Origin of the sequence: Bacillus haikouensis (assembly GCF_013179555.1) — a bacterium.
Taxonomy (GTDB): Bacteria; Bacillota; Bacilli; order Bacillales; family Bacillaceae_B; genus Rossellomorea; species Rossellomorea haikouensis_A.
Window position 1 is genome coordinate 1 of record NZ_JABMCR010000128.1, and the last position, 12,208, is coordinate 12,208.

A 12,208-nucleotide genomic window follows, 5' to 3' on the forward strand; every position below is an offset into this window, starting at 1 on the left:
CAATAGTACTTCCCGTGTTAGTACTATGTTCTTATTCTCCATAAAAGCAAGAAGCAGATCGTACTCTCTTTTCGTCACTTCGATTTCTAGATCATCTTTATATACCTGCCTTGATTCTTTATAAACTTTCAGACCATTATGTTCATAAGCAGTGACGGGGGTTTCCGGTATACCTTGATGAGACCTGCGAAATACAGCTCTAAGCCTTGCCAGAAGCTCCTCAATGGCAAACGGCTTTACAATATAATCATCTGCACCGCTGTCAAGACCTGACACGCGGTCCATCACGCTATCCCTCGCTGTAATCATCAAGATGGGAATTTCTTTACTCTGCCTGATTCTCCTGCATACTTCAATACCATTTAAACCCGGAAGCATAAGGTCGAGCAGGATAACATCCCATTCCTCATTCAAGGCCATTTCAAGCCCTTCTCTCCCTGTAAATGCAAGGCCGGTATCATATCCTTCATATTTAAGCTCGAGTTCGATGAATCTAGATAGGTTTTTTTCATCTTCAATTACTAAAATTCTTTTCATGCACTCACCTGCTATGATTACTGATTCCTTTATTTCTTAGTGAAAAAATCATTGAAAGCCTGGAAAATCTCAATTCCTTGATAAGTGATCAATGTCAAAGCTGTAAAACCAAAAAACAGGATGGGTATAAAGCGAATCCACATCATAACTTTACCTCCCTTATAAGCTTTCAATTTATTATCCTCCTACAATATTAGAAACTGATGAGAAAACAATAAAATTTTGCTGAAAGGTAAGGTTTACATAATTTTATTATGATAAATTAATATCTTTCTCCTTAAGAAAACTGAGTAAATCAGGTAGTTCTTTGATTGAATGTTGATAGTCCTGACCATCCCAACAATCTGTTTGTTTCCATATTCCTGTCATCCCGCATCGAATGGCGGCCTCTATATCATTATTGGGATGATCACCTACATAGATGGCATCACCAGCCTCGACATGAAGCTCATTTAAAGCATGTACGAAAATACGTGGATCGGGCTTTTTAACCCCAAAACTCTCTGAAATTAAAATGAGATCAAAAAAATGCTCAATATCGAGTGCTTTGATAGTACTGCTCTGCAGATCTTCCCTTCCATTTGTAATCAGGCCCAAGAGGTACCCTGCTCTTTTTAGTGTTGAAAGCACGTGATGCAACCCCGAATAGGGAACAGCGTGTCGTCCGAAGTTCAATAGATAATCCTGTACTAATTCTTCTGCGTGAAAATGGTTCAAAGAAAAGTAGTCGATTATCTTTGAGTAGACTTCATCTTTCCATACATATCCATGCTGATCCCATTCAATAAACTTCGAACTAAAATCTTCCTTGTTCACCATAAGACCTGAGAATAGACGATTGTATTGATCACCGATGAACCTCTTTAGTGATTCTTCCCTGTTTAATAATGTTTCATCCAAATCAAACATTATAGCTTTCACATCTCATCACCCTTCCCTGCAGCGTTTAATTATTTTCATGACGAGGTATTTATAACCATATATATGTTATACCTTATTTGAGAGGAGAGACGATCAATGACAATGTGGGTTGTACTAATTGTTTCTTCATTTATATTTCTGGCCGTAGTGGAAGAAATAATCTATTTTATATTGCGTACGAGAATAATAGAAGATAATCACCCGGCAAAAGAAGGGAAATTAAAATCCCTTTATAGGAAAGTTAAAGTAAAGAGGCTGAGACAAAACTAAGAAACAAGTACCTGAAGACGTACAATTTCAGTGATGACTCTCAATACCGCTAATGATTTCCGTGCAAGACATCGCTTTCCGCGGTGCAATTTGCTCCGGCGGGGTCTCACTTGTCTAGCTGCAGGACTTAGAAGCACATGACATAAGCCAAACCGACCAAGAAGGCAAAGAGCGCATTCCAGGACGATTCGTCTTATACCACCCGCCTCTGAGCAGAGCCCTTCCGCTTATCTAATAAGCTGCTTCTCCGAGGGAGTCTTTGTCTTGCACTCCAATAACCGCTGGAATAAGCTGAAAACAAAATGGACATTTGAACAAATCTAATAAAAATTCGAACTACTTGAATCCTTAAATTCAAATTAGTTCAGGTTTTACTAAACACTTTTGTCCCAGACTCTTTCCTTCATTTTGATTCCGATACTATATGTTTCGGTGTTTCAGCAATCGAACCTGAAAAGATCAGTCGCTCCCGCTTTTGCATCCATATAAATTTATCCATTCCCTATCATTTTACCAAAGTTTGTTAAATACAGATACCCACCAGCCTTTGGAATGATTGAGTATTCTAGATATGTTAAGATAATAACTACTTTAGAGCTGTTTTTTGAAAGGGTGCTTGAGATGTTGATTGATTTGAATTGTGATTTGGGAGAAAGTTTTGGTGTGTATACGATCGGTAAAGATGAAGAAATGATGAAATATGTTACGTCTGTTAATATTGCATGCGGATTTCATGCAGGAGATCCGCTTGTTATGATGCAGACAGTTCACCAAGCCCTTAAACATGACCTTAAGATTGGTGCACATCCGGGATTGCCTGACCTTCAGGGATTCGGACGGAGAGCCATCCATCTTACACCACAAGAAGCTTATGCACTGGTACAATATCAAGTCGGTGCACTTCAGGGGATAGTAAAAGCGCAGGGAGGATTTCTATCTCATGTTAAGCCGCACGGAGCCTTATACAATATGGCTGCGAAGGATATTGACTTGGCTCGTTCAATTGCAAAAGCGGTATGCGATTTGGATGAATCTCTTGTATTATTCGGACTTTCAGGAAGTGAATTGACAAGAGCCGGGACAGAAACAGGTCTTACGGTTGCTCATGAGGTTTTTGCAGACCGCACCTATCAGGCTGATGGAACTCTCACACCCAGGACATTCCCTGACTCTGTCCTTCACGATGCAGATAGAGTAGAGGAACAAGTGATGAAAATGATAGAGCATCACCAAGTACGTGCCCTGACGGGTGAAGTCATATCCCTGCAGGCAGACACGATTTGCTTACATGGGGATAATATCCAAGGTGTCAACCTGGCTAAAAGATTGAAAAGAAGGCTGAGTTAATATCCAGCAAGTTTATCATACGATATTTTAAGATAGTAATGGGGAAACAGAGTATTCAGGAAGGAGAGGTTCGAAATGATAATAATGAACATTGAAACCCATAAGCGCGATGAAATGATTGAAATCACCAGGAGTGTTCAGGATTATATAACCCAATCTGATGTAACAGAGGGATTGGCTATTGTTCAATCTTTACATACAACAGCGGGAATTACAGTAAACGAAAACGCAGATCCCGATGTGAAGACGGATTTTCTGAGACGGTTTGATGAAGTATATCCTTGGAATCATGCACAAGATCTTCACAGTGAAGGGAATACGGCCTCACACTTAAAAACGAGTTCGGTCGGTCATTCTCAAACAGTGATTATTAATGAAGGAAGGCTGCTGCTCGGTACGTGGCAAGGTATCTATTTCTGTGAATTTGATGGCCCTCGAAACCGGAAATATGCAGTAAAGATTATAGGAACCTAAAATCCCGCCAGGAAAATGCCTCCGACTCACCCCGGAGGCTTATCTTCCAGAAATCTGTCACGATTCCTTTTACTCGGGATCATACATGATTCATTACGGCCGAACCAATTATAACGGTTCTTGGCTATCCATTTATATACTCTGTCCCTGACTGGTTTCGGAATCAACAGGAACATACGGAAGATTCTCCATGGCCCCCTCAATCGTGCAGCTATTTGTAACGCCGCTGTCGACTCTACATACACTTTCCCATCCATAACCAACACAATGCTGTCGGTCGTGTCAGGGATATGATATTTCTTCATGTATCTCATCCCAACTTCACTTTGAAGGGAAGCAAACCGGAATTCACGCTTCGGATCCCTTTCTATGATAAACCGCACAGAGCTATTACATAGATTACAAATGCCATCGAATAAAATAATTCCCATTGATCCCTCACCTCCCTGTTGTATTCATACTATTTATCAGGGGTTATTTTTTAAATTCGATTAGATGGTCTGTTACGTTATAATCATGTACATTCCAAACTTTCTCATGAAAGTGAAGATTGGTTAAGCATCCGTTGAACAATTTGAATTGCTTCAGCCTGCTTCCTTTGTTGTGATATTTATTTATGATTGCATGAATGACTGCACCATGAGAGACCAGCAAGACTTTTTTATCTGCGAATCGGTTTATTACTTCCCTCAAACCTGCTTCAATTCGCTGTTCAAGGTCTTCTTCAGCTTCCATTCCCGGAAAGATAAAGTCAGGATATTTATCCATTCTTGCTTCCCTCGTCAATCCTTCCCCTATACCGAAACAACGTTCTTTAAAATCATTCATTTCGATCATCGGCAGGTTCAGTGCTTCATTTATGATTTCAGCTGTTTCTCTGGCCCGCTTAAGAGAGGTTGTGACTACCACGTCCCAATCTGACTCCTTCAGAAATTCCCTGCACTCTTCTGCTTGCTTCCGCCCGGTCTCATTAAGGGGTATATCGGTTTGCCCCTGCAATTTCCCATGATGATTCCAATCTGTTTGACCGTGGCGAACGATACATATATGAGTCATCGATTTATTCCCTACTTTCTTCCATTCTCAGTATAGTTATTTTCACTGATTTTAACATAAACCACTATTAAAATGGTGAAAGAACATCCCCTGCCCATTATCAAGATGGATTCCTGAAATTGCAGAAGATGTTTCAATTATTCATTATAGGGAAGATGATTAGAAAACAAGGAGGTTGTATTGAAGTTATGAGAACTGAAGCAGGAATTGATAATCTTAGAAAAGGATCTGAGATAAAGGGAATCTTTGAAGATGGATTACAAAGGGATCTGTCAACAGAGGAAAATCTGTTGCTGAGTAATTGGGTGCAGCACTTCACAAAGGAAGACAGGGCAACAATCGTAAATATGATGAAAGAACTGGTCAACAAACATAAGCGCCATGACTAAGCCTGAAACACAGAGACTGGGGCAAAACTAAAATAATATAATATGCTATGACATTTTTTAACAGACCTATTAAAAAAATCCGAACAAATTCGAATTCTAATGACAGAATTTGAATTAAAGTTCGGATTTTTATTCGGCTATAACACATATATTCCAGCTTCTTCTTAAAGATAGTTTAATTATTCTTCATTCTTACAGATCATCTGTTTGTTCTAACAGACGATCGATATCGAATCTATATATTGGCGTATCAATATCCTCATTTGCAAGCTCTGCGGTATCTTCCAGTATTTCGTCAATATTCATACTCAAAATACCTCCCCGATTGTTTAAATGATCTTTTATAAATGAATATATAGCTTATATCATATTATTCGTTCATGCCCAATCATTTTGTGGGGGTAATGACAATATTTTTTCTAAAAAGTCCCTTTAGCAGATTTTCATTGTACGTAACTATCTGTTTCCATTTAATATGTAAAATAACATAACCCAGGAAGCTTACATTGCTACCTGGGTTTCATAGGTTCACCGCTCGTCAGTTTCATAAATTTCTGAGTTGTTTGTCTTATGGGTTATATCCAACCTTTCGATAACTTGAATCAATTTGCGGTCACTCTCTGTTTTATGTTTCATGAAACTCATGGCTTTAAAGATAAACACAATCATCAATACGGTAATAAATAAAGCAAACCCTACATACAAGATACTAAATAGTCCAAAGAAAACGCCTAGACCGTCCATTACCATTCCTGTTTCCATTAACCTTCACCTCCTCACCATCCATCATATAGAGAAATTATCCAATTTATCTCTTATATCAATACTAAGCTGACAAAAAGTGACATACTTCAAATTGATTGCCATCGAGATCCTTGAATTCAAAATACGTTACTCCATCATCTGTAAGAATCTGCCCCACTTCAACCTCTTTGTCGATCAGTTTTAATCTTGTTTCTTCCAATGCATCCGAGAACAAAATCGTTTTTGTTGATGATGAACGGACTTCTCCCTGCTGAATGGTAATCGGAGTTTCTCCCGACCCGACCTTAAACACCACATAATGACCGGAATCAACTATTTCTTCGAGCTCAAGGACCTCCTTATACCACATTCGTGCATGATCCAATTGACTTACTGAAATATGTATAGTGTCAATTTTTGCAAACAATTCGAATCCCCCTGTCAGGTTAATTTTTTATAGTGTTAGGTGCCCTACAAGTTCTTTGGCTTCCCACATATCCATAGGCGGTAAAGCAATGACAGTAAGTGAACCTTTTTGTATTTCAGTCAATCCACTGTCATGGATGCTGAAGTAACCTTTCCCTTGCAACTTCTCCAGTTCAGCTTGATTTCCTTTTAGAACGATTTTTTTCATTCCTGATTGCAGCCACTTCACGAAATCAGCCTGTCTTTCCTCAAATGCAGTGTTAGTTGATGCCAGTTCAATTGCACTGAGAGTCGCTGCATGTGCCACCTGTGCCGCCGTTTTCCCTTTTGACATGTTCAATTCCCGATTTACGACAAAATATTGGACGAAATCTTTAGTGGACATCTACCCTGCCTCCTTTCATGAGAAACTATATCTTTTAAAAGTTATATAGTTCCATAGTAGCTTTTCTAATGGAAGATTGGAAACAGAAAGAGTTACTTTCTTCTGATTTTAATTATTTTTTGATCATTTACGGTTACCCGCACCCTTTCACCGACTCGAAAATCAGCATACCTGTCGCAATCCACGTTGTAAATCACGGATTCAGATTTATTAAATTTAATTGCGCACAAAGAATGTTCCCTTCCAATGACTTCTTCGGTCTTTATTCCCATCAGGGAATTCTGATTGTGCTGAGGATAATATTTTTCTTCAATGGTCATCCATCGTTCATTATGCGGACTGATGGAAGTTTTATAGTATAGCAGCAGCGTTAAGCAAGCCAGTAAAAAACAAAATATCGAAACCTTTATTCTATCCACTTTCATACATCTCCGGCCTTTCAGTTTTTTATCAACAGAGCCATTATATGAAGTGTTTTATAAAATGATGACATCCAGATTGTCCGCTTGCATTCCCCAATATGTTGAGTTAAGATTAATACTAACTAACGAACGATAGTTAGTCTGAAATCGGGGGCAGAGATTATATGAAACAAAACAACAAATATAAAATAAAACAAGCAGCTTTATGTTTATTTGGGCTAAAAGGATATGAAGATACTTCCCTGCATGAAATAGCAAGCTCGGTTGGTATAAAAAAGCCTTCCCTTTATAATCATTTTGAAAGTAAAGAGGAAATTTTCACCTCTGTATTAGATGATTTGCTGGTCACAGAAGAAACAGCCTATAAGCAGCTTAAGGAAACGATGAAAGCAGGTTTTCCTAAAGATAATCTCAGAAAGCTGTTCGATTTGTACTGCCAGCGCTTGATGACCACGGAAGAAGCATTATTATGGAAACGTGTCACTTTCTTTCCGCCTCCGCAATTTAAAAGGTTGATCGAAGAAAAATTTTTTCAATTTGAACAATCAATTACATCTATTCTATTTGACATATATGAAGATGGTTCTAAGTTAAATATCTTTCGGGAAGTTGACAAGATTGAATTTTCTGCTTCTTTTCTATGTTTGGTGGATGGAATCTTTCTTGAGCATCACTACTATCGTGAAGACATTTTTCAAAAGAGAAAGAATTCTGTATGGAAAGTGTATACTCTGGGAATTTTCAGAGATAAAGGAGAATGAGGTATGGGTTGGATTTATGTCATCATCGGCGGGCTGCTTGAAATCGGCTGGGCAACCGGTCTCTCTATGTCAAATGGGTTTACAGAACCTTTGCCAAGCATCATTACTGCGTGTCTAATTGTAATCAGTTTTTATTTTTTCTCAAATTCGATGAGGCTCCTGCCAATCGGCACCGCTTATGCTGTTTTCACAGGTATCGGCGCTGCCGGGACTGCCATTGCAGGGATGACATTCCTTCAAGAGGAAGTGAATATCTTTAAAATCGGGTTTATTTCCCTGCTTATCTTTGGGGTGATCGGACTTAAATTGAGTGACAAAGAGAACAATGAGCAGAGGAGGTCTGAAGAATGGCATGGATGACTTTGATTGTCGCCGGTTTATCAGAAATTGTTATGGTAACATTTATGAAACTTTCTGAAGGATATAAGAAACTGATTCCTTCTTTCATCAGTTTTACTGCAGGTGCACTGAGCTTCTATCTATTGTCCCTTTCCCTTATCCATATTCCGGTTTCTACCGGTTACGGGATTTGGACAGGGATCGGTTCGGCGGGTGCAGTACTCATTGGCATGCTGTTTTTCAAGGAAGAGAAAAGCCCGGCCAGAATTTTCTTTATCAGCCTGATCATTATAAGCATGATCGGTCTTAAGGCTGTATCATAAATATGTTCAAAGTGTCTGGCACATCAGTCAGACACTTTATATAATTATTGGCATTCTAAAGATTTCCTTTTCAATCTTATGGTGATGGTGATTTCAGGATAGCCTTCTTCCTACGTTTCCTTTTACCATTTTTTGGATGGAAGCTTATTACCTCCCTTCCTATATCAACCCCCTATTACATCCCCGTTCTAAAATAGTTCCTAAGACGAATGGCTCATTTTCTGATTTTCATTAAATATTCACTATACTTTCCATTATTATTGTAGTTAAGAAACCCATTCGTTAGGAGGTTGTGCCTTGTTTAATCGCATATACTTCAATAAATTCCTGCTGGTTCTTATTGTTATATCCTTGGCGGGATGCAATGACGGTCTGTCACAAACTGATCAGACTTCACAAACTGCCGTACAGGATAATAATCTGAAGCTAACTGTAAGTGAAGCCTTGGATATACAGGATGGAAGTCAGAGGACAGTAACAGGATATGTCGTCGGCCAGCCAATTTCAGACACCACTATTCTCACAAAAGATTTTCCTAATGATTATGCTATCGGACTAGCAGATTCTGAACACGAAGCAGAGACAGGCAGGATTCTTTTTGTACAAGTCCCTTCTGGATTCCGACATTCATTCGGATTAAAGAGCAATCCTTCCCTGATTGGGAAGAAACTATCAATTTCAGGAACGCTAACACCCTATTTTACCCGACCCGGATTGAGAGCACCTGAAGAAATAGAGCTTATTGGTTCTGATCCCATTGATGACCCTGAACCAGAGCTTCCCGAATCACCACCCGAACTTGATAAATATTATAAACAAGCTGTTGGAAAAAACGGTCAGGAATTAAAACGAATTCTTCATGACATCATTGATGATCATACTGAACTTACTTATAGTGCGATATGGGAAGCTCTGATGAATACGGATGAGGATCCTGACTATTCTAATCATGTCATTCTCTTCTATACAAGGCGTTCCCAGTCAAAGAGTCAACATGGAGGTAACATCAATGATTGGAACCGGGAACATGTGTGGGCGAAATCGCACGGTGACTTCGGTACGTCCCAGGGTCCCGGGACAGACCTCCACCATCTGAGACCGACTGATGTCACCGTTAATTCATCCAGAAGCAACCTGGATTTTGATAACGGAGGATCCCCTCACCCTGAAACACCAATGACATTCTATGACAAGGATTCATGGGAACCGAATGATTCCATAAAAGGAGACGTGGCTCGCATGCTCTTCTATATGGATGTACGTTATGAAGGAGACAGCGGTGAATTGGATCTGAAGTTGAACAATATGGTAAATAATAACAAAAAACCTCTTCATGGAAAATTGTCGGTGTTAGTGGAGTGGCATAAAGAAGATCCTGTAGACTCCTTTGAAATGAAGCGAAATGATATTATTTATGAGCGTTATCAAGGGAATAGAAACCCATTCATAGATCACCCAGAATGGGTGGAGGAAATTTGGTGATCATTATTTACTAGCTGACGGGGAGAAAGTTTACTTCTCTCCCGTCAGCTTTTTTTCGATTCAAATAATTTTTCAGAAATAATCCATAAAAATAGAAAAAATTGTAGCATAATTAATTCATTTTCGGGGCAATTTAATTCTTACGGAGGTGATAACCATGACAAACAACAACAACCAAAAACCACAACAACAAAAAAACCAAGCTGAATTCGCACAGGAACAAAACGCTGCCCAACAAGCTCGTAAAGCTGCTCAACAGCAACAGCAACAAAACCAAACTAACAAGTAAACAGACATATAATTCAAAGGCAGTATACTTATAAAAAGAGAGAGAGTCTAGTAAATCTAGTCTCTTTCTCTTTTTTAAGCATATTATAGGAGGTTCTCATACATCATTTGCAGGCTTTCCTTTTTTTCTAAACGGCTTATAAGCAGCCAATACTGCAATGGCGGCAGCAATACAATTGATCATTGTGCTAATCAACGGGTGTCCTGTAAAGCTTCCTTCAGAGTAGAAATAAGTTATTATCAACCCTGTAATAATACTCAAGATTATGCTGACCGCCACAAACACTCCCGCAAAAATTAAAAACTTCTTAAAATAGTCCCACAAACCCATCACCCTATCATGTGAATATCATCAATCAGAAAATTAACCGGATATAAACCTTTTGTATTTTCAACCAAAAAAACAGAGTACGTTATGGACGTACCCTGTTTGAAGTTTTACTATTTAATTACTTTTGAACATTAGCTGCCTGTGGTCCACGAGCACCTTCAACGATTTCAAATGTAACGTCCTGACCTTCTTCAAGTGATTTGTAACCTTCACCCTGGATTGCAGAGAAGTGAACAAATACATCGTCTTGACCTTCAACTTCGATGAAACCGAAACCTTTTTCTGCGTTGAACCATTTAACTTTACCTTGTAGCATAAAACAAGTACCTCCTAGTGCAGCTGCACATAAAAATATTAATATTCTTGCTTCGATTAAGCTTCTAGACGAATGTTTTTCTATCATGTAAATTAACCGAACAAAAATAATTATCTATACTATAACAGACAGTTTCTTAAAACTCAAGATAAGGAAAAAAAATAGGCCGAACTGCTGGGCTTACTTCATTGGTCTTTGGAATGGATTTTCTTGATCATCCTGATCTGTCCACGATGATTAATTTCATCTTCAAAAACATGGAACCATTTAAAGAAGTTATTCCCCTTCTTTCCATACCACCAATCGGTTTCCTCAAAAAGCCATGCTGCGGGCAATTCCCTGAAATGGCTAATTGTCTTGCTCCTTGACTCACTTAATCTGTCCAAATATTCGCTGACGTCCTTCCCCTTTATCACTTCAGCTTCTTTCCCAAGGCTCAATGCCGGTTCCAAGGTTTCCGCATATTTATCCAGTTCATCGTCACTTAAATCTTCAAAGGTCAGCGCCTGATAGATTTTTTCCACCGCATCAAAATGAGCTAAAAGCATCCCAATCGAATTTGCTTCATCGTGAACCCTGTAGTCCAATTCGTTCACTGACAGATTTTCAACTTCTTGAATCGTCGTTAATCTTGCATAATCCATCATTGATACGAGTAGAGCAAAATCTTTTTTCAAGTCATATTTTTCTTTAATTAGAAAGATTGAATCCTGATCCATATTATGTCCCCTTTCCTGATCCCTTATATACTATTGGATAAAAGATTCACATTTCCTTCCTTGCATGTAAATCCTATTTTATTTTCTGAAAAAAACCCTAGTATGTACAATATGCAAAACACAAAATACGTTATATCATATGCCATAATAAAAAAAGCAGAGCCTGAGGGACTCTACTTTTCTTCCACCTTATGTATTACTTGATCATCCAAACGACCTTTTTCGTTAATGACTTCAATCGTGACAGCTTTCTCTTCACTATCTTTAATCACTTTAACCAGCTCTTCTATTTTTTCAGGGTGTTTCAGTTTGAGTGTGGCTTGAACTTCATATTTTTCAGATTTCGCAAGGTCCGAATCACTCTTCAATTCTTTGTCGGTATACACCAAATCAGTCCCGACTGCATTCCTTATCGTACTTCCCTGAAGGAAGAAACGTCCTTGGAATGATGTATCCGGCTCTAGATTCCTGTCAGTGAGTACTGCATAAAATGTGATCGTACTTTCTTCTTTGTTAATCATCACTTTCCCACCTGTAATCATCTCCGCCGCATTTCGATTACAACCCGATAGGAGGATGATTAGTAGGATGGAGATGAGCATTATTTTTCTATTCAATTGTGTGCCCTCCTGCATAATGTGTTTACCCTTTACATTTTAACAGTCTGGGAATATAAAA

At 38.7% G+C, this 12,208-nt stretch carries 22 protein-coding genes; 9 read left to right on the forward strand and 13 right to left on the reverse strand.

The genetic code is table 11. From position 1 onward, the window contains the following. From HP456_RS13155 to HP456_RS13165, 3 genes are all read right to left on the reverse strand, one after another. The coding region (locus HP456_RS13155; protein ID WP_172251783.1) for a response regulator transcription factor at positions 1-537 on the reverse strand (537 nt) is incomplete at its 3' end. A 29-nt stretch (positions 538-566) separates the two neighbouring features. Further along, positions 567-710 (reverse strand): hypothetical protein, encoded by a 144-nt coding sequence (locus tag HP456_RS13160; protein ID WP_172251781.1) that lies wholly within the window; start codon positions 708-710, stop codon positions 567-569. 79 nt (positions 711-789) lie between these two features. Next, the gene (locus HP456_RS13165) at positions 790-1,458 is read right to left on the reverse strand and encodes an HAD family hydrolase (protein WP_172251785.1); all 669 of its coding nucleotides are present in this window, start codon (positions 1,456-1,458) and stop codon (positions 790-792) included. A gap of 96 nt (positions 1,459-1,554) precedes the next feature. Here HP456_RS13165 and HP456_RS13170 point away from each other — a divergent pair, with 96 nt between their 5' ends. The 3 genes from HP456_RS13170 to HP456_RS13180 all read left to right on the forward strand — a co-directional run bounded on the left by HP456_RS13170 (position 1,555) and on the right by HP456_RS13180 (position 3,549). After that, on the forward strand, positions 1,555-1,728 hold the full coding sequence (locus tag HP456_RS13170; protein WP_172251787.1) for a hypothetical protein: 174 nt from the start codon (positions 1,555-1,557) through the stop codon (positions 1,726-1,728). Positions 1,729-2,349: 621 nt separating this feature from the next. Next, the gene (locus HP456_RS13175; protein WP_172251789.1) at positions 2,350-3,075 is read left to right on the forward strand and encodes a 5-oxoprolinase subunit PxpA; all 726 of its coding nucleotides are present in this window, start codon (positions 2,350-2,352) and stop codon (positions 3,073-3,075) included. A 75-nt stretch (positions 3,076-3,150) separates the two neighbouring features. Next, positions 3,151-3,549, forward strand: coding sequence for a secondary thiamine-phosphate synthase enzyme YjbQ (locus HP456_RS13180; protein ID WP_172251791.1), 399 nt, complete (start codon positions 3,151-3,153; stop codon positions 3,547-3,549). Between the two features lie 26 nt (positions 3,550-3,575). Here HP456_RS13180 and HP456_RS13185 read toward each other — a convergent pair whose 3' ends face one another. Both HP456_RS13185 and HP456_RS13190 read right to left on the reverse strand, forming a co-directional pair. Further along, on the reverse strand, positions 3,576-3,980 hold the full coding sequence (locus tag HP456_RS13185; RefSeq protein ID WP_172251793.1) for a thiol-disulfide oxidoreductase DCC family protein: 405 nt from the start codon (positions 3,978-3,980) through the stop codon (positions 3,576-3,578). A 43-nt stretch (positions 3,981-4,023) separates the two neighbouring features. After that, entirely contained in the window at positions 4,024-4,605 is a 582-nt protein-coding gene (locus tag HP456_RS13190) for a histidine phosphatase family protein (RefSeq protein ID WP_172251795.1), read from the reverse strand. Between the two features lie 188 nt (positions 4,606-4,793). Between HP456_RS13190 and HP456_RS13195 the strand changes: the two genes are divergently transcribed. Further along, entirely contained in the window at positions 4,794-4,994 is a 201-nt protein-coding gene (locus tag HP456_RS13195) for a hypothetical protein (RefSeq protein ID WP_172251797.1), read from the forward strand. 528 nt (positions 4,995-5,522) lie between these two features. Here the strand turns inward: HP456_RS13195 and HP456_RS13200 are convergent. The 4 genes from HP456_RS13200 to HP456_RS13215 form a co-directional block, all read right to left on the reverse strand. Continuing rightward, positions 5,523-5,756: a hypothetical protein gene (locus tag HP456_RS13200; protein WP_172251799.1), complete on the reverse strand. Its 234-nt coding sequence runs from the start codon at positions 5,754-5,756 to the stop codon at positions 5,523-5,525. A 64-nt stretch (positions 5,757-5,820) separates the two neighbouring features. Next, positions 5,821-6,165: a VOC family protein gene (locus HP456_RS13205; RefSeq protein ID WP_172251801.1), complete on the reverse strand. Its 345-nt coding sequence runs from the start codon at positions 6,163-6,165 to the stop codon at positions 5,821-5,823. A gap of 27 nt (positions 6,166-6,192) precedes the next feature. After that, on the reverse strand, positions 6,193-6,549 hold the full coding sequence (locus HP456_RS13210; protein WP_172251803.1) for an aminoacyl-tRNA hydrolase: 357 nt from the start codon (positions 6,547-6,549) through the stop codon (positions 6,193-6,195). Between the two features lie 92 nt (positions 6,550-6,641). Continuing rightward, positions 6,642-6,968, reverse strand: coding sequence for a hypothetical protein (locus tag HP456_RS13215; protein ID WP_172251805.1), 327 nt, complete (start codon positions 6,966-6,968; stop codon positions 6,642-6,644). Between the two features lie 167 nt (positions 6,969-7,135). Between HP456_RS13215 and HP456_RS13220 the strand changes: the two genes are divergently transcribed. The 5 genes from HP456_RS13220 (at position 7,136) to HP456_RS25360 (ending at position 10,165) form a co-directional block, all read left to right on the forward strand. Continuing rightward, complete coding sequence (locus tag HP456_RS13220) at positions 7,136-7,732, forward strand: TetR/AcrR family transcriptional regulator (protein WP_172251807.1); 597 nt, start codon at positions 7,136-7,138, stop codon at positions 7,730-7,732. A gap of 3 nt (positions 7,733-7,735) precedes the next feature. Next, positions 7,736-8,092: a DMT family transporter gene (locus tag HP456_RS13225; protein WP_172251809.1), complete on the forward strand. Its 357-nt coding sequence runs from the start codon at positions 7,736-7,738 to the stop codon at positions 8,090-8,092. Further along, the gene (locus HP456_RS13230) at positions 8,080-8,394 is read left to right on the forward strand and encodes a DMT family transporter (RefSeq protein ID WP_172251811.1); all 315 of its coding nucleotides are present in this window, start codon (positions 8,080-8,082) and stop codon (positions 8,392-8,394) included. The genes HP456_RS13225 and HP456_RS13230 overlap by 13 nt, the downstream gene beginning before the upstream one ends. 372 nt (positions 8,395-8,766) lie before the next feature. Further along, positions 8,767-9,876 (forward strand): endonuclease, encoded by a 1,110-nt coding sequence (locus tag HP456_RS13235; RefSeq protein WP_246289029.1) that lies wholly within the window; start codon positions 8,767-8,769, stop codon positions 9,874-9,876. 157 nt (positions 9,877-10,033) lie between these two features. Then, positions 10,034-10,165 carry a hypothetical protein gene (locus HP456_RS25360; protein WP_281358034.1) on the forward strand — a complete coding sequence of 44 codons (132 nt, stop codon included), beginning with the start codon at positions 10,034-10,036 and terminating at the stop codon, positions 10,163-10,165. Positions 10,166-10,261: 96 nt separating this feature from the next. Here HP456_RS25360 and HP456_RS13240 read toward each other — a convergent pair whose 3' ends face one another. The 4 genes from HP456_RS13240 to HP456_RS13255 form a co-directional block, all read right to left on the reverse strand. After that, on the reverse strand, positions 10,262-10,489 hold the full coding sequence (locus HP456_RS13240) for a hypothetical protein (protein WP_172251813.1): 228 nt from the start codon (positions 10,487-10,489) through the stop codon (positions 10,262-10,264). Positions 10,490-10,613: 124 nt separating this feature from the next. Then, complete coding sequence (gene cspD, locus HP456_RS13245) at positions 10,614-10,811, reverse strand: cold-shock protein CspD (RefSeq protein ID WP_032088076.1); 198 nt, start codon at positions 10,809-10,811, stop codon at positions 10,614-10,616. Between the two features lie 185 nt (positions 10,812-10,996). Beyond that, positions 10,997-11,530 carry a DinB family protein gene (locus HP456_RS13250; RefSeq protein ID WP_246289024.1) on the reverse strand — a complete coding sequence of 178 codons (534 nt, stop codon included), beginning with the start codon at positions 11,528-11,530 and terminating at the stop codon, positions 10,997-10,999. 173 nt (positions 11,531-11,703) lie between these two features. Beyond that, complete coding sequence (locus tag HP456_RS13255; protein WP_172251815.1) at positions 11,704-12,147, reverse strand: hypothetical protein; 444 nt, start codon at positions 12,145-12,147, stop codon at positions 11,704-11,706. Positions 12,148-12,208 lie beyond the last annotated feature (61 nt).

Excerpts from the sequence above, each read along its gene's own strand:
- HP456_RS13250 (WP_246289024.1), bottom strand. The coding sequence starts at position 11,530 with ATGGATCAGGATTCAATCTTTCTAATTAAAGAAAAATATGACTTGAAA.
- HP456_RS13190 (WP_172251795.1), bottom strand. The coding sequence starts at position 4,605 with ATGACTCATATATGTATCGTTCGCCACGGTCAAACAGATTGGAATCAT.
- HP456_RS13195 (WP_172251797.1), top strand. The coding sequence starts at position 4,794 with ATGAGAACTGAAGCAGGAATTGATAATCTTAGAAAAGGATCTGAGATA.
- HP456_RS13210 (WP_172251803.1), bottom strand. The coding sequence starts at position 6,549 with ATGTCCACTAAAGATTTCGTCCAATATTTTGTCGTAAATCGGGAATTG.
- HP456_RS13185 (WP_172251793.1), bottom strand. The coding sequence starts at position 3,980 with ATGGGAATTATTTTATTCGATGGCATTTGTAATCTATGTAATAGCTCT.
- cspD (WP_032088076.1), bottom strand. The coding sequence starts at position 10,811 with ATGCTACAAGGTAAAGTTAAATGGTTCAACGCAGAAAAAGGTTTCGGT.
- HP456_RS13200 (WP_172251799.1), bottom strand. The coding sequence starts at position 5,756 with ATGGAAACAGGAATGGTAATGGACGGTCTAGGCGTTTTCTTTGGACTA.
- HP456_RS13220 (WP_172251807.1), top strand. The coding sequence starts at position 7,136 with ATGAAACAAAACAACAAATATAAAATAAAACAAGCAGCTTTATGTTTA.
- HP456_RS13225 (WP_172251809.1), top strand. The coding sequence starts at position 7,736 with ATGGGTTGGATTTATGTCATCATCGGCGGGCTGCTTGAAATCGGCTGG.
- HP456_RS13180 (WP_172251791.1), top strand. The coding sequence starts at position 3,151 with ATGATAATAATGAACATTGAAACCCATAAGCGCGATGAAATGATTGAA.
- HP456_RS13170 (WP_172251787.1), top strand. The coding sequence starts at position 1,555 with ATGACAATGTGGGTTGTACTAATTGTTTCTTCATTTATATTTCTGGCC.
- HP456_RS13175 (WP_172251789.1), top strand. The coding sequence starts at position 2,350 with ATGTTGATTGATTTGAATTGTGATTTGGGAGAAAGTTTTGGTGTGTAT.
- HP456_RS25360 (WP_281358034.1), top strand. The coding sequence starts at position 10,034 with ATGACAAACAACAACAACCAAAAACCACAACAACAAAAAAACCAAGCT.
- HP456_RS13230 (WP_172251811.1), top strand. The coding sequence starts at position 8,080 with ATGGCATGGATGACTTTGATTGTCGCCGGTTTATCAGAAATTGTTATG.